This window comes from Micromonospora sp. NPDC004336 (genome assembly GCF_053602615.1).
On the sequence record NZ_JBSGDY010000006.1, the window covers coordinates 56,154 to 71,399 of the forward strand.

13 protein-coding genes are annotated in these 15,246 nt (G+C 75.0%); 7 read left to right on the forward strand and 6 right to left on the reverse strand.

The genetic code is table 11. The annotated features are described in order from the left end of the window. Positions 1–97: 97 nt before the first annotated feature. A complete protein-coding gene (locus tag ACWENR_RS02860) occupies positions 98–901 on the forward strand; it encodes an alpha/beta hydrolase (RefSeq protein WP_452275382.1) in 804 nt (267 codons plus the stop codon). 76 nt (positions 902–977) lie between these two features. On the opposite strand, the gene ACWENR_RS02865 is transcribed toward ACWENR_RS02860, so the two are convergent. Both ACWENR_RS02865 and ACWENR_RS02870 read right to left on the reverse strand, forming a co-directional pair. Beyond that, entirely contained in the window at positions 978–2,396 is a 1,419-nt protein-coding gene (locus ACWENR_RS02865) for an alpha,alpha-trehalose-phosphate synthase (UDP-forming) (protein WP_452275360.1), read from the reverse strand. A 181-nt stretch (positions 2,397–2,577) separates the two neighbouring features. Continuing rightward, a complete protein-coding gene (locus ACWENR_RS02870) occupies positions 2,578–3,429 on the reverse strand; it encodes a DUF308 domain-containing protein (RefSeq protein WP_452275361.1) in 852 nt (283 codons plus the stop codon). Between the two features lie 184 nt (positions 3,430–3,613). Between ACWENR_RS02870 and ACWENR_RS02875 the strand changes: the two genes are divergently transcribed. After that, positions 3,614–3,793 carry a hypothetical protein gene (locus ACWENR_RS02875; protein ID WP_452275362.1) on the forward strand — a complete coding sequence of 60 codons (180 nt, stop codon included), beginning with the start codon at positions 3,614–3,616 and terminating at the stop codon, positions 3,791–3,793. Here ACWENR_RS02875 and ACWENR_RS02880 read toward each other — a convergent pair. Next, positions 3,745–4,416 (reverse strand): response regulator transcription factor, encoded by a 672-nt coding sequence (locus ACWENR_RS02880; protein WP_452275363.1) that lies wholly within the window; start codon positions 4,414–4,416, stop codon positions 3,745–3,747. The genes ACWENR_RS02875 and ACWENR_RS02880 overlap by 49 nt on opposite strands. Further along, positions 4,413–5,609 (reverse strand): sensor histidine kinase, encoded by a 1,197-nt coding sequence (locus tag ACWENR_RS02885; protein WP_452275364.1) that lies wholly within the window; start codon positions 5,607–5,609, stop codon positions 4,413–4,415. Before ACWENR_RS02885 ends, ACWENR_RS02880 begins: the two co-directional genes overlap by 4 nt. Positions 5,610–5,825: 216 nt before the next feature. Here ACWENR_RS02885 and ACWENR_RS02890 point away from each other — a divergent pair, with 216 nt between their 5' ends. Continuing rightward, positions 5,826–7,976 (forward strand): MMPL family transporter, encoded by a 2,151-nt coding sequence (locus ACWENR_RS02890; protein WP_452275365.1) that lies wholly within the window; start codon positions 5,826–5,828, stop codon positions 7,974–7,976. A 130-nt stretch (positions 7,977–8,106) separates the two neighbouring features. After that, positions 8,107–8,811 carry a lysophospholipid acyltransferase family protein gene (locus ACWENR_RS02895; RefSeq protein ID WP_452275366.1) on the forward strand — a complete coding sequence of 235 codons (705 nt, stop codon included), beginning with the start codon at positions 8,107–8,109 and terminating at the stop codon, positions 8,809–8,811. Between the two features lie 133 nt (positions 8,812–8,944). Here ACWENR_RS02895 and ACWENR_RS02900 read toward each other — a convergent pair whose 3' ends face one another. Then, a complete protein-coding gene (locus ACWENR_RS02900; protein ID WP_452275367.1) occupies positions 8,945–12,508 on the reverse strand; it encodes an ATP-binding protein in 3,564 nt (1,187 codons plus the stop codon). A 165-nt stretch (positions 12,509–12,673) separates the two neighbouring features. Between ACWENR_RS02900 and ACWENR_RS02905 the strand changes: the two genes are divergently transcribed. Then, on the forward strand, positions 12,674–12,889 hold the full coding sequence (locus ACWENR_RS02905) for a hypothetical protein (RefSeq protein WP_091104720.1): 216 nt from the start codon (positions 12,674–12,676) through the stop codon (positions 12,887–12,889). 83 nt (positions 12,890–12,972) lie between these two features. Here the strand turns inward: ACWENR_RS02905 and ACWENR_RS02910 are convergent, their stop codons facing one another. Continuing rightward, positions 12,973–13,665 carry a Crp/Fnr family transcriptional regulator gene (locus ACWENR_RS02910; RefSeq protein WP_091104723.1) on the reverse strand — a complete coding sequence of 231 codons (693 nt, stop codon included), beginning with the start codon at positions 13,663–13,665 and terminating at the stop codon, positions 12,973–12,975. A gap of 386 nt (positions 13,666–14,051) precedes the next feature. Between ACWENR_RS02910 and ACWENR_RS02915 the strand changes: the two genes are divergently transcribed. Together ACWENR_RS02915 and ACWENR_RS02920 are read left to right on the forward strand one after the other, a co-directional pair. Next, positions 14,052–14,549, forward strand: coding sequence for a polyadenylate-specific 3'-exoribonuclease AS (locus ACWENR_RS02915; protein ID WP_452275368.1), 498 nt, complete (start codon positions 14,052–14,054; stop codon positions 14,547–14,549). 61 nt (positions 14,550–14,610) lie between these two features. Next, positions 14,611–15,114 (forward strand): pyridoxamine 5'-phosphate oxidase family protein, encoded by a 504-nt coding sequence (locus ACWENR_RS02920; protein WP_452275369.1) that lies wholly within the window; start codon positions 14,611–14,613, stop codon positions 15,112–15,114. The last annotated feature ends 132 nt before the right edge of the window (positions 15,115–15,246 follow it).

Below are 15,246 nucleotides of genomic sequence, written 5' to 3' on the forward strand. Positions count from 1 at the left end.
CGAACGAAGGGTGGGCACCGGTGAGCGCGAGGAGTGCAGCGCAGCGGAGCCCCGCAGTCGCGAACGAAAGGCCGGAACAGTGAGTCAGGTGCGGGTCATGCGGGGGCGGGAGTGGGCCCGGCCGGTCCGCCCGGTCCGGCGTGAGGTGCTCGGCGTGGCCCCGGAGCTGGAGGAGGGGCGGCCGCCGCTGCTGTTCGTGCCGGGCTTCGGCCACGGCGCGTGGGCGTTCGCCGAGCACTGGTTGGGCCACGCCGCGTCGCGGGGCTTCCCGGCGCACGCGTTGAGCCTGCGCGGGCACGGCGGCAGCGGCGCGGCGCCGGAGGCGACGCTGCGGGCGTACGCCCACGACGTGACCCAGGTGGCGGCGGGCCTGCCGCGTCAGGCGGTGCTGGTGGGGCACGGCGCCGGGGCCCTGGTGGTCGCGCACGCGCTGGCCCGCTACCCGGCCCGGGCCGGGGTGCTCGTGGCGCCGGTGCTCGGCGGTTGGGCGACGTTCGGGGCCGCGCTGCGCCGCAACCCGCTCGGCACGCTGCCGGCGGTGTTCGGTGGGCCGCTGCGGCTGCACCGCCGCCAGCTGTTCAGCCGGGAGCTGCCGGAGGCGGAGGCCCGGGGGTACGTCTCCCGGCTGGGCCGGGCGGGCCGGCGGGCGCAGTGGCAGCTGCTGGCCGGGCGGGACCCGGAGCCGGCCGTGGGCGATCCGCCGGTGCTGGTGCTGGGCAGCCCGGACGACCGGGTGGTCCCGGCGGCAGCGCTGACCCGGGCGGCCCGCCGGTACGGCTCGGCCCCGCTGCTCTTTCCCGGGATGGGCCACGACATGATGCTCGACACGCGGTGGCGGGAGCCGATCGACGCGATCCTGGACTGGCTGGAGAAGGATCCGGCGCCCGACCTCCGCCCCTGACGGTCGCCGCGCCTGATCGCCGCCCCCGACGGCCGCCGCGCCCGACCGCCGCCCCTGACGGCCGCCGCGCCCGGCGTCAGCCGGCGGCGCCCAGCCGGGTCAGCAGCGAGCCGCTGTCGTCCAGCGCGGAGAGGTAGGAGCGGGCCCAGGCGCGGATGTCGTACCGGTGCAGGTGCGAGCGCATGGCGCGGATCCGCGCGCCGACGTCCTCGGGATCGGCCCGGAGCGCCGAGAGCAGCCCCTGCTTGAGCCCTTCCAGGTCGTGCGGGTTGACCAGGTAGGCCTGCGGCAGCTCGGCGGCGGCCCCGGCGAACTCGCTGAGCAGCAGGGTGCCCGTGTCGTCCACCCGGGCGGCCACGTACTCCTTGGCGACCAGGTTCATTCCGTCGCGCAGCGGGGTCACGGCCATCACGTCGGCGACCCGGTAGAGGGCGGCGAGCTCGGCGCGGTCGAACGGCTGGGTCAGGTAGTGGATCGCCGGCTCGCCGACCCGGCCGAACTCGCCGTTGATCCGCCCGACCTCGCGTTCCACCCGCTCGCGGAGGATCTGGTATTGCCCGACCCGCTCCCGGCTCGGCACCGCCACCTGCACCAGGACGGTGTCGCGCACCTTGACGTGCCCGGCCGCGAGCAGCTCGCTGTACGCCTTGAGCCGCTGCTCGATGCCCTTCGTGTAGTCCATCCGGTCGACGCTGAGGATCACCTGCTCGGGGCTGCCGAGGTCGTGGCGCAGCCGGCGGGCCCGGTCGGCCACGTCGGGCCGGGCGGCGAGCGCCGCCATCTCGGCGGTGTCGATGGAGACGGGGAAGGCGCCGATGCGGACCACCCGGTCGTCGACGGCGATCCGGCGGTCCGTGGCGGGCAGTTCGAGGACCTTGGCGACCAGCTGGGCGAAGTTGTGCGCGGCCTGGGCCCGCTGGAAGCCGACGAGGTCGGCGCCGAGCATGCCGCGCAGCAGCTCGGCCCGGCGGGGGAGCTGCATGAACAGCTCGGGCGGCGGGAACGGCACGTGCAGGAAGAAGCCGATCCGCAGGTCGGGCCGGAGCGCGCGGAGCAGGCCGGGCACCAGTTGGAGGTGGTAGTCCTGCACCCAGACCACCGCGCCGGGCTCGGCCACCTGGGCGGTCGCCTCGGCGAACCGCTGGTTGACCCGCTGGTAGGCCTCCCACCAGCGTCGGTGGTGCTCCGGCTGCTCGACGGAGTCGTGGTAGAGCGGCCAGAGGGTGGCGTTGGCGAAGCCCTCGTAGTGGTCGCGCAGCTCGTCGCCGCTGAGCGGCACGGTGTGCATCCGCACGCCGTCCACGTCCGGCACGGCGGGGGCCGGCCCGGTGCCGCCGGCCCAGCCCACCCAGGTCGCCGGGGCGTGCCGCAGGAGGGGGTGCAGGGCGCTCACCAGGCCGCCGGGGCTGCGGCGCCATTCGCACGCGCCGTCGGGGGCGGCGCCGTCGTCGATGGGCAGGCGGTTGGCCACCACCACGAGGGAGCTCTGTCGCATCTCGGGCATTCCGATCCGCAGGGGTGTGACCGCCGCGAGCGAGGAACAACCGGGCAGTCAGCGAGGGGAGTGACGGACAGCGGTATTCCTACTGACAGTAAGTTACACCACTGTTACGGCAGTGGCGTGGGGCGGCGGGTGTCCCGGGATGCGGGCGGCGCTCCGCCCACCGAGGGCGTCGTCAGACGACCGCGCCGTCGTCGGGGTCGCGGTCGTCGTCCTCGCCGCCCGGGCGCAGCCGCCAGATCAGCGAGACGAAGCCGGCGAGGATGCCGGTGAAGCCGAACAGGTTGACCACCGAGGGGTCGGCCACCGGGAAGACCGACGGGAACAGGAACAGCACGAAGCCGACCACGATCGCCAGCACGCCGACCACGGTGTACTTCGACAGGCGCGGCAGGGGCGGGGGCGGCGGCGGGGTGTAGCGCTCGTCGTCGGCCTCGTCGTCGGGCAGGTCCGCGCCGAAGGTGTCCAGCCCGTCGAGCAGCGACGGCTCGTCCTGGCGGGGGGCGCGGCCGACGGAGATCCCCGAGACGTCCGCCGCGTACGGCAACCGGCGCACGTCGGTGGCGGTCGGCCCGGCGGGCTCGTCGGGTGTGGCGAGGGGCACCGGGCCCGTGGCCGGCCCCGGCGGGTCGTCCACGTCCTCCGCCGCGGGCCACGGGTTGTCGCCCGGCGCGGGAGCGGTGTGGAAACCGGCGACGATCCGAGCCCACTCGGCGTCGATGTCCGGCTCCGCCTGGCGGGGCCGCTCGGTGGCCGTCTCGTCGGCGAGCTGGGTCAGGTAGTCCCGAGCGGTGGTCAGGTGCGACCGGTCGACGTAGAGCCGGTCGACGGGGCGGGCGGGCACCGTGGTGGTGCGGGTGACCGGGTTGAGGTCGGCCGAGGGCTGGAGGTAGGCGGCGATCCCACCGGCGGCGAGGACGTCGAGCAGGTGTTCGCCGACGCGCGGATCCACGTCGCCGGCGACGGCGTACTCGCTCGCGTCGAGCCCGTTGTCCCGCCGTCCCCGGCGGGCGCCACCCGCTGACACCGGACATCCTCCTCATCACGCGCCGCGGCGCGGTCGCCTGAGCCCCCTCGGCACCGTCCCCGGACGCCGTGCCTTGAATCGTGACACGTCGGGGGCCGGTTCCGGGAGTGCCTTGTGGCGCGGCGTACGAAGTCGGCGCCCTGCCGCAGGTCGCGGCCGGGGACCCTATGTCCGTTCTTGCTGCATGCTGGCCGACGCCGACGCCGACGCCGACGCCGACGCCGACGCCGACGCCGACGCCGACGCCGACGCCGACGCCGACGCCGACGCCGACGGCGGTCAGGTCAGGGCGGCCACGGCGGTCGAGCCGGCCGGTCAGCGCGCGTCGGGCGGTGCGCCCGGCCGCACCAGGCCGCTCTCGTAGGCGACGACGACGAGCTGCGACCGGTCCCGGGCGTTGAGCTTGGTCAGCAGCCGACTCACGTAGGTCCGGGCGGTGGCCGGGCTGATGTGCAGCACCGCGCCGATCTCGTCGTTCGACCGGCCGGTGGCGACCACGGCCAGCACCTCCCGCTCCCGGGCGGTGAGCGACCGCAGCGGAGCCGGGTCCGGCTCCCGGTTGCCGGACCGCACCGCGGCCATCACCCGCCGCGTCACGGCGGGGGAGAGCAGGGCGTCCCCGGACCGGACGACCCGCACCGCGTCCCGCAGCTCGTCCGGTCCGGTGTCCTTGAGCAGGAAGCCGGACGCGCCGGCGCGGATCGCCTCGAAGACGTACTCGTCGGTGTCGAACGTGGTGAGCACGACCACCCGCACGCCGGCGAGCCGACCATCGGCGACGATCCGGCGGGTCGCCGCCAGGCCGTCGGTGCCCGGCATCCGGATGTCCATCAGCAGGACGTCCGGCCGCGCGGTGACGGCCAGCCGGTACGCCGCGTCGCCGTCTCCCGCCTCCCCGACCACCTCGATGTCCGGCGCCCGGTCCAGCAGGGCGCGCAGCCCGGCGCGGACCAGGTGCTGGTCGTCGACGAGTCCGACTCGGATCACGGGGTCCCTCCCAGGGGCAGTTCGGCGCGTACCTCGAAACCGCCGCCGGGGCGGTTTCCGGCGGCGACGGTGCCACCGAGCAGGGCGGCGCGCTCCCGGATGCCGCCGAGGCCGTGCCCGTACGGGGAGTCTCCTCGCCGCCCCCGGCCGTCGTCGCGCACGGCGACCGCGACGGAGTCGGGGCGACGCACGACGTCGATCTCGACGGCGGTCGCGCCGGCGTGCCGCAGCACGTTCGTCAGCGCCTCCTGGACCAGACGGTAGGCGGTGGAGTCGACCGAGGCGGGCAGCCCGGTCAGCTCGCCGCGCCGGTCGACGGCGATCCGCAGCCCGGTGGCCCGGGTGCCGGCGACCAGGGCGTCGAGCCCGGCCAGCCCGGCCACCGGTTGCCGGGGCTCGGCGGTGGCCGGGTCGCGGAGCAGGCCGAGGGTGGTCCGCAGCTCCCGGGCGACCTGGGTGGTGGCCGAGCGGACATGTCCCAGGGCGGCGCGGGCGGCCGACGGGTCGTCGTCGAGGGCCTCGCCGGCCACGCCGGTGTGCAGCGAGATGACGGAGATGTGGTGGGCGATCACGTCGTGCAGGTCGCGGGCGATCCGTAGCCGTTCCTCCTCGACCCGGCGCGCCGTCTCCCGGGCGTGGTCCCGTTCGAGCTGCCGCAGCCGCCACCGCTGCTCCCGGCGCCACAGCCGCCGGGACCGGACCCCGTCGCCCAGGGCGATCGCGGCGGCCATGGTGGCGATGATGTAGGCCAGCTCGAAGCCGAAGAGGTACGCGACGTCCTCGCCCTGCGCCGTGCGGAAGCCGGTGGAGGAGGCGAGCAGCGCGAACGCCACGAGCACCGCCCAGCGCAGCCGCCCGGCCTCGGCCGCCGAGTAGAGCGCCGCGGCGACGGGGAGGGCCAGCCCGACCGGCGGGTAGCCGGCCACGTAGTAGGTCACCAGGCCCGCGGCGCTGGCCAGCAGCACGGCCACCGGCGCGCGCCGGCGGACGAGCATGAGTGCGCCGAGCGCGACGGCGAACAGGTAGGCGATGGCGTCGCGGCCCCGGTCGCCGCCGAGATTCGCGGTGATCGCCACCGCCACGACGGTCGACACGGCGACCCCGATGATCAGGTCCCACACCCTGGCCGGCCACGCCCCGACCGGTGCTTCGGCCGCCCGGCCCGGCTCCCGTTCCGCCTCGTCCGCCCGCACGCCCCGAGCGTAGGCGCCGCCGTCGCCCGACGGACCCCGCCAGCGTCCAGACCTGCCGTCGCCCCCCGTGGTATCCGCCAGCCGCGTCGGTACGTCGACAGGCGACCGCGGTTGTCGCCCGTGGACCGATGGCTGGCGCGGGCGTCCTTCGTAGCGTTCCCGGCGGCACCGGCGCGCTCGTGGTCGGGCCGGATCCGTCAGCGCAGGAGGTTCACCGTGACGACCGAAACCGACCGTCCGACCGCCGAACGGGCGAGCGCCTTCCAACGGGTGGGCGACTGGGCCTGGCGACGGCGCTGGACGGCGGTCCTGCTCTGGGTCGCCGTGCTGGCCGGCGTCAGCGTCGCCGGGCAGTTCGTGGGCGCCGACTACCGCAACGACTTCTCCCTGCCCGGCGCGGAGTCCCAGCAGGCGCTCGACACGTTGCGCCAGCGCGCGCCGGTGTCGGCCGGCGAGACCGTCCAGATCGTGGCGCAGGACCGGGACGGACTGGCCGACGGCCCCGCCCGTGCCCGGATCGAGGCGATGCTCGCGGAGGTCGGGCGGCTCCCGCACGTGGCGGCCGTGCGGGGCCCGTACGACGGCTACGGCCTCTCCGCCGACGGCACCATCGGCTACGCCACCGTGGCCCTCGACGGCCAGTCGGCCGACGTGCCGGCCGACGACGTGCGCGCGATCATGGACACCGCGACCCGCGCCGAGGGTGACGGGCTGCGGGTCGAGGTCGGGGGCGCGCCCGTACGCGCGGTGCAGGAGGGCGGCGGGGGCGCCGCCGAGGGGGCCGGCATCCTCGCCGCGCTCGTGATCATGGTGTTGCTCTTCGGTTCCCTGGTGGCCGCCAGCCTCCCGGTGGTCATCGCGGTCTTCGCCGTCGGCACCGCCCTCGGGCTGATCGCCCTCGCCTCGCACCTCGCGACGATCGCCGACTTCACCGCGCCGCTGATGATGCTCGTCGGCCTCGGCGTGGGCATCGACTACGCCCTGCTGATCTTCTCCCGGTACCGGTCGGAGCTGGTCCGGGGGGTGCCCCGGCGGCAGGCCGCCCGGATCGCGCAGGACACCGCCGGGCGGACGGTCTTCTTCGCCGGCTGCACGGTGATTCTGGCCCTGCTCGGCCTGGTCGTCCTCGGCCTCGGCTCCCTGCAGGGCGTCGCGGTCGCCGTCGCGCTGACGGTCCTGGTGACCATGCTCGCCTCCCTCACCCTGCTGCCCGCCCTGCTGGCGCTGACCGGCCGGCGCATCGAGCGGTCGGTACGCGCCCGCGAGGCCCGCGGTCGCCGTCCCGAGGGAACGTGGTGGCGTCGGTGGTCTGTCGGCGTGCAACGACGGCCGTGGCTGAACGCGCTGGTCCCGTTCGTCGCGCTGCTCGCGCTCTCCGCCCCGGCGCTGGACATGGACCTCGGCTTCGCCGACGCCGGCAGCGACCCGGCCGCCACCGACAGCCGCCGGGCGTACGACCTCCTGGCGGAGGGCTTCGGCCCGGGCTTCAACGGCCCGCTGGTCGTCGTCGTGGAGGGCGACGAGCAGGACGCCGCAACTGCCCGGGACGCCATCGCCGACACGGCGGGGGTCGCCGAGGCCGTGCCGCCCGCCGCGGTCGGCCCGGACGTGTCCACCGTGGTCGTGGTGCCTGAGTCGAAGCCACAGGACGAGGCGACGATGGACCTGGTTCACCGGCTGCGGGACGACGTCCTCCCGCCGCTGGCCCGGGACACCGGCGCCACGTTCCTGGTCGGCGGCGGCACGGCCGCCACGGTGGACTTCGCCGAGGCCGTCGCGGCGCGGATGCCGCTGTTCGTACTCGTCGTGGTGGGCCTGTCCGCCCTGCTGTTGATGGTCGTCTTCCGGTCGCTGCTCATCCCGTTGAAGGCCGCGGTGCTCAACCTGCTCAGCGTGGCCGTGGCGCTGGGCGTGACGACCCTGGTCTTCCAGGAGGGCGCGCTGGGCGTGGAACCGGGACCGGTCGAGGCGTACGTCCCGGTCATGGTCTTCGCCATCGCCTTCGGTCTGTCCATGGACTACGAGGTCTTCCTGCTCTCCCGGATGCAGGAGGTGTGGCACCGCGACGGGGACGCCGCCGGGGCGGTGCGGGAGGGGATCGCGACCACCGGTCGGGTGGTCACCGCCGCCGGCGCCGTCATGGTGGTGGTGTTCGCCGCGTTCATGCTCAGCCCCACCCGCATGCTCCAGCAGTTCGGCCTCGGGTTGGCCGTGGCGATCGTCGTCGACGCCCTGGTCATCCGGTGTCTGATCCTGCCCGCCGTGATGCAGTTGCTCGGCCGGCGCGCGTGGTGGCTGCCCCGGCCCCTGGCCCGGGTGGTGCCCGGGGTCGCGCTGGAGGGCCGCCCGGAACGCCACGCCGGCTAGCGGAAGGTCCGGCGTGGACGGTGGCACGCCGGACCGGCGGGGCGTTGTGGCGGCCGGCACCTGGTTCGTAGGCTGGCGCCCACGACCCGAGACGCGGTGGCGTCGCGACCACCTCTGGGAAAGGACGCCGGTGCTGTACTGGCTGATGAAGTACGTCCTCCTCGGCCCGCTGCTGAGGCTGGTGTTCCGCCCGCAGGTCGAGGGGCTGCACCACGTGCCCGACACCGGTCCGGTGATCCTGGCCAGCAACCACCTGTCGTTCTCCGACTCGATCTTCACGCCCCTGATCGTGCGGCGGCGGGTGACGTTCATCGCCAAGGCCGAGTACTTCACCGGCAAGGGCGTCAAGGGCTGGCTGACGAAGATGTTCTTCGTCGGCTCCGGCACCATCCCGGTCGACCGCTCGGGCGGCCGGGCGGCCAGGGCCGCGCTGGACACCCAGCTGCGGGTGCTCCGCGCCGGCGGGATCGCGGGCATCTACCCCGAGGGCACCCGGTCCCCCGACGGCCGGCTCTACCGGGGCAAGACCGGCGTGGCCCGGCTGGCCCTGGAGAGCGGCGCCCCCGTCGTGCCGATGGCGATGCTCAACGCCGACGAGATCCAGCCGCCGGGAAAGCTCATCCCGAAGATCGCCCGGGTGCGGATCCGGTTCGGCCCGCCGCTGGACTTCTCCCGCTACGCCGGGATGGCCGGCGACCGGTTCGTCGAGCGCGCGGTGACCGACGAGATCATGTACGAGGTGATGGAGCTCTCCGGCCGCGAGTACGTCGACATGTACGCGCAGAAGGCCAAGAGCCCCGCCGCCACCGCGCCCCGCGAGCCGGTCGCCGCCTGACCGGCACGGTCCGCCGGTTGACGCACCCCGGGTCGCCGGCCGGGCCGCCGCCGACCGCGTCGCCGCCCGGCCGGGCCGCCGCCGACCGCGTCGCCGCCCACCGCGTCGCCGCCCGACCGGGCGGGGGCCCGGGTCAGCAGGCCAGGGCGGGGTCGGCGGGGGCCGCCGGGGGCCGGGCCACGTCCAGCAGGGCGGGGGCGTCGTTGCGCAGCGCGAAGGCGCGCAGCTCGGCCAGCTCCGGCCGGCCGGCCGTCGGCTCGCCGGCCCGCTCCAGCTCCACCGCCGCGAACGTGAGCGCCAGCATCCGGTCGGTGACGTCCGGGATGCCGGCGTAGATGTCGGCCCCCGCCAGGTGCAGCTCCGCGGCCCGCCGGTGGTCGCCGCCCGCCGCGGCCAGCGCCCCGGTCACCGTCCGCAGCGCGGCCTCCGACCAGGGTGTGCGGTGGCCCACCCGGTCCAGCATCGCGCGCACCCGGGCCGCCGCGTCGCGCCCGGCGAGGCTGGCGGCGTACGCGGCCGCCGCGATCCACTCGCCGCTGGCCAGGGCGGGCACCGCCGACCAGGAGGTGGCCAGCTCGTCGATGAGCGTCGCCGCCTCGTCGCGGCGCCCCTGCAACGCCCGGCAGAGCGCGCCCATCGCCAGCATCGTCCAGTGCAGCCGGTGGAAACCGCTGCGCCGCGCGGCGTCCAGCGCCGCCGCGACGTCGTCGGCGGGCGCGTCGTCGCCCGGGTCGGTGGGGGCGGCCGCCGGCGGCACCGGCTCGCCCCGCAGCACCAGCAGGCAGGAGCGCAGGCCCCGGACCTGCATGTCCCAGCTGCCGGTGGGAGTGTCCACGAACGCCTCGGCGGCGCTGAGCAGCCGGCCGAAGTCGCCCTCGAACCACGCGCGCATGGCCTCCGCGGAGGAGATCGTGGTCAGCGTCTGCCCGCTGGCCGTACGCGCCGGCGACGACGAGAGCAGGGCGTCCGATCGCAGCCAGTCGCCCTCCTCGCAGACGGCGTACGCCAGGTTCTGGATCGCCCTGGGCAGCGCGATCAACTGACTGGCCCGGCTGACCTCGACGATCGTGTGCAGCTCGTCCAGCCCCGAGCGGTCGCCCGCCTGGTAGCGCGCGATGGCCGAGGTGATCCGCGCGTTGGTGCGGGTCTCGGTGAGCCCCAGCCGCTCGCCGATCTCCGCCGCCCGGTCGGCCGCGGCGACCGCCGGGTCCCGCTCGTAGTTGAGCATGTGCAGCCGGCCCAGCTCGGCGTAGGCGTCCGCCTTCTGCGGACTGTCGGGCAGCGGGGCGAAGAGCTGCACGGCCCGGCCCAGGCAGGCCAGCGCGGCGGCCCGGTCGGCGCGCAGCCACGCGGCCTGGCCGAGCAGCGTCCACGCGCGCGCCGCGCAGGCGTCGTCGCCGTGCGACAGCAGCCGCTCGGCGAGCGCCTGCACCTGCTCCGGCCCGCCCCCGGAGAGGAAGGCGTTGCCGTCCCGGTAGAACGAGATCTCCGTGCTGAGCAGCTCCAGCTGGAGGCGGCCGACCGGGTCGGACTCGTCGGCCAGCCCGAGCGCCCGGCCCGCGTGGCTGGCCGCGGCGTCGAGGCTGTGCAGCGCGTACGCCCGCCGGGCGGCCCGGTGCAGGGCGGCGCGGGCGGGGCCGGCGTAGCGGGCGGTGTCCATGCCCAGCGTCCGGGCGATCTCGTGGGCCGCCCAGCGGTGGTGCGCCAGCACCTCCGCCAGGTCGGTGTCCCGGCTCTGCGACAGCGTGTCCAGCCACTGCGCCGTGCGTTCGTGCCGCGCCACCCGCTCGGTGCGGGGCAGCCGCTGATAGCACACGTCGCGCACCAGCACGTGCCGGAACCGGTACTCCGGCTGCCCCGCCATGGTGGAGGCGGCCTGCTCGTGCACGAAGTCGCGCTGCTCCAGCCGGCGCAGGGCGCGTTCCACCGACTCCACCGGCTGACCGAGCGCGGCGGCCACCGCCCCCGGCCAGAACTGCACGCCGACCACGGCGGCGGCCAGCAGCACCGTGCGCTCGGTGGCGTCGAGCAGGTCGATCCGGTTGGCGATGACGGCGTGCACGCTCTCCGGCATCGGCAGGTCGAGGTGCTTCTCCAGCGACCAGCCCCGCCCGGACTGGCGCAGCGCGCCCTGCTCGATGAGCATCCGCACGTACTCGTGTGCGTAGAGCGGGTTACCGCCGGCCACCTCGACCAGCGGCGTCAGCATGTCGGCGGAGAACGCCGCCTGGCCGAACATGTGGGCGTACAGCGACGCGATGCCGGTGTCCCGCAGCGGCGGCAGCGTGATGGTCACCGAGCCGGTGATCGTGCCCGCCCAGCTCGGGTCCCGGTCGACCAGCTCCGGCCGCGCGGTGCAGAGCAGCAGCAGCGGCACGTCGCGGGCGGCCGCGCCGAGCAGCTCCACGAAGCGCAGCATCGCGTCGTCGGCCCAGTGCAGGTCCTCGAAGACCAGCACCGTCGGCCGGCGCACGGCCAGCGCCAGCAGGAAGCGCCGCCACGCCGACTCGGTCTCCTCGGCCGGCAGCGGCGTCCCCGGCAGGCCCACCAGCGGCCGCAGCGCGTCCACGAGGCGGGCCCGCTCGCCCGGACCGACCAGCTCGTCGACGGCCGAGGCGAGCCGCTGGGCGGCGGTGGACGCCGGGTCGGTGTCCAGGATGCCGGCCTCGGCCTTGACGATGTCGGCCAGCGCCGCGAAGGTCACGTTCTCGCCGAACGGCGGGCACCGCCCGGTCCGCCAGGTCAGCGGCTCGTCGACCAGCCGGTCCACGTGCCGGTACAGCTCGCGCACCAGCCGGCTCTTGCCGAGCCCGGCCCGCCCGAAGACGGTCACCACCTGCGGGCGCCGGTCGCGCAACGACCGGTGCAGCGCGTTGACCAGCATCCCCAGCTCGTGTTCCCGGTCGATCAGCGGCGTGGTGTCCGGCTGCCGGTCGGTGGGCTGCCGCCGCACCGGGGAGAGCGCCAGCCACACCTCCGTCGTCGTCGACCGCCCGCGCAGCACGACCGGTGGTTGCTCCGCGTAGCGGATGCTGTCCCGAGTCAGCGCGTAGGTGGTGCCGCAGACCAGCACCCCGCCGGGCGGCGCGACGGACTGCATCCGCGAGGCGGTGTTGACCACGTCGCCGGCCACGATCGCCTGGCCGCCGTCGCGGGCGGCGGCCACGTCGACGAGCGCCTCGCCGGTGGCCACGCCGACCCGGAAGCGCAGCGCGTCCGCCCCCGTCGGGGTGAACCGGGTCAGCACCCGTTGCAGCTCCAGGCCGGCCCGGACGCAGCGCAGCGCGTCGGTCTCGGTCGCCACCGGCGCCCCGAACAGGGCCATCACCGCGTCGCCGATGTACTTCTCGACCACGCCGCCGTACTGGCCGACGACCCGGCGGGCGGCCGAGAAGAAGCCCGTCTGCATGCCCCGCACCAGCTCCGGGTCGGCCCGCTCGACGTACGGGGTGAAGTCGATCAGGTCGACGAAGAGCACGCTGACCCGGCGGCGGTCCTCCTGCGGGGCGGCCGCCCGCCGGTCGGTGCCCGGCCGGGGCGCGCCGCAGGACGTGCAGAACGCCACGTCCCGGGCGAGCGGGCGGAGGCAGTGCGGGCACACCGCGCCCAGCTCGTTGCCGCAGCCGCCGCAGAAGCGGTCGCCGTCGGCGGCTGTGCGTCCACAGCGGTCACACTGCGTGGCGATGACAGCCTCCACTTGTGGTCCCCCGGGCGCCGGTGCCGGCACCGTTCCGCCTGTCAGTATCACCGTCGTCCCAGCTGTCGGGTACCGGGCTGTTGGCTTGTGGACAGTCCACCGGCCGGTCCTGCGGCTACAGTCAGGCGGCTGATTTACCGAGCAACGACCACAGGGGGACATCCGATGGTGTACGTGATGCTGCAGAGCGACTGGACCGACAGCAACGGGGTGAGCCACCTCGCGGGCGACTCCGTCGACGTGGACGCCGCCACGCTGGCGACGCTCCAGGCGCAGGGCATCGTCAGCGAGCAGTCCGGCGGCGGCAGCAAGGACGGTACCGAGTGGGTCGGGCCGGGCAGCACGACCAACTGGGTCGGGCCGGGCAGCGCCACCCCCTGACGACCGCGTACGACGAAAGGGCCGGAGCGGTTGCTCCGGCCCTTTCGGGTGTGGTGGGTGAGGCGGGCCCGGGCGCGTACGCCTCAGCGGTCGCTCATGCCGGCGCGGCGGCGCAGCGCCGCCACGTCGGTGACCACGATCCGGCGGCCCTCGGTGCGCAGCCAGCCGCGGTTGGCGAACGAGCCGATCGCCTGGTTGACGCTCTGCCGCGAGCCGCCGGCCATCTCGGCGAGCTGGCTCTGGTTGAGCTCGATGGTGATCATCGGGGCCTGGCTCTCGCCGGCCAGCCGCACCAGGGTCTTGGCGACCCGGCCGGGCAGGTCCAGGAAGACGTGGTCGGCGTTCTGCTCGGTGAGCCGGCGGATCAGCCCGCCCAGCGAGCGCATCACCGCGTCGAGGATGCGCGGGTTGGAGTGGACCAGCTCCATGAACGCGCCCCGGGACAGCGCGAGCGCCGCGCAGTCCTCGATCGCCTCGGCCGAGGCCGAGCGGGTGGACGCGTCGAGCAGGGAGACCTCGCCCAGCACGTCGGGCGGTCGGATGACCGACAGCACGGCCCGCTCGCCGGTCGGCGCGGTGCGGAAGACCGCCACCGCGCCCCGGCGCAGCACGATCAGGGACTCGCCCGGGTCGTTCTCCACGAACAGCAGCTGACCCTTGCGGTAGGTCCGGGGGACCGCCGCCGCGATGACCCGTTGCCGGACCTCCGGCTCGAGCCCGGCGAACATCTCCACACCCGTGAGCGCGTCACCCGGCTCCGGCAGGCGCATCTCCACGGCCCAACCCCTCCCCGGTCAAGGACCACAACTCGCTCACCGGGTGAACCTGAAGGCCCTCGACGAGGTGAACTGACACCGGTTCGGCGTCCGGTAGCGGTACACATCAGATCATGACGGTCCTGTCGCTTGCTGTACACCCCTCAAATCACTTCCGTGACACTCCCGAGCTGCGGCGACCGGCATCGTGGCAGCCGGATCCGGTTCCCGGGCGGCGCCGCCGGGGGGCGGGGGCGGATCCGGTCGCGGCGGCGACCACGGCCGGCGGGCGCGGGAGGCGGGACCACTCTCGCCCCCCGGGCCGGCGGGGGCGCCGGTGCCGCCGGCGGCCGGGCGCGGCAACCCCGGTCGCCGGCACCCGACCGCCGTGGGCGAGGATGACGGCGATGGTCTACCGCTACTTCTACGACTGCGAGTTCATCGAGGACGGCCGCGTCGTCGACCTGGTGTCGATCGGCGTCGTCGACGAGTACGGCCGCGAGTTCTACGCCGTCTCGACCGAGTTCGACGACTCGCGGGCCGTGCCCTGGGTGCGCCGCAACGTGCTCGACAAGCTGCCCTCCCCGGCGGACCGCGCCTGGCGCTCCCGGGAGCGCATCCGCGACGAGCTGTACGACTTCCTCGTCGAGCCGGTCCGCGACCGTCCGGGCGAGCAGCTGGAGCTCTGGGCCTGGTACGCCGCCTACGACCACGTCGTCCTCGCCCAGCTCTGGGGGGCGATGCCGGCGCTGCCCCGGGAGATTCCCCGGTTCACCAAGGAGCTGCGCCAGCTCTGGGACGACCGGGGCCGGCCGCCGCTGCCGGACGCGGCGTCGGCCCGGCACGACGCGCTCGTCGACGCCCGGCACAACCTGGCACGCTGGCGAGCGATGACCGGTTCGTAGGTTTGGTCTGTTCTGTCCCGGGCACCGGTGCGCAATCGAGCCGATGCGAGGGAGTGGTCCCATGAGCAACGAACCGAGCAGCGCCGCCGAGGCCCGACGCCGGGTGACCGAGCTGGTCCGGGAGGCGCGGATCTGCATGCTGACGACCATCGGTGTGGACGGCCGCCTGGTGAGCCGGCCGATGGGCCTGCAGGAGGCCGAGTTCGACGGCGACCTGTGGTTCTTCGCGTACGCGGACTCCGCCAAGGTCCGCCAGATCCGGGTGAACCCGGAGGTCAACGTGGCCTTCTCCGACTCGAAGCGCAACGCCTGGGTCTCGATCGCCGGAACCGCCCAGGAGGGCTACGACCGGGCCAAGGCCGAGCAGTTGTGGAACCCGCTGCTCAAGGCGTGGTTCCCGGACGGGCTGGAGACCCCCGGCATCACGCTGGTCAAGGTCCACGCCAGCTCGGCGGAGTACTGGGACTCGCCGTCCAGCACCGTGGTCAACCTGTTCGGCTTCGCCAAGGCGGCGGTGACCGGGAAACCGCCGAAGGCGGGGGAGAACCACGAGGTCAGCTACTGACCGGTAGGCCGACCGCCGGTGGGACCGGCCCGGGGCGCGATGTCGGCGCACTCCCGCGGCGACTACAGTGCGCAGTGACGGCCCGCCCCGGGCCGGCAACGGCGCCGATGGTCTGATCCGACACATATCCTG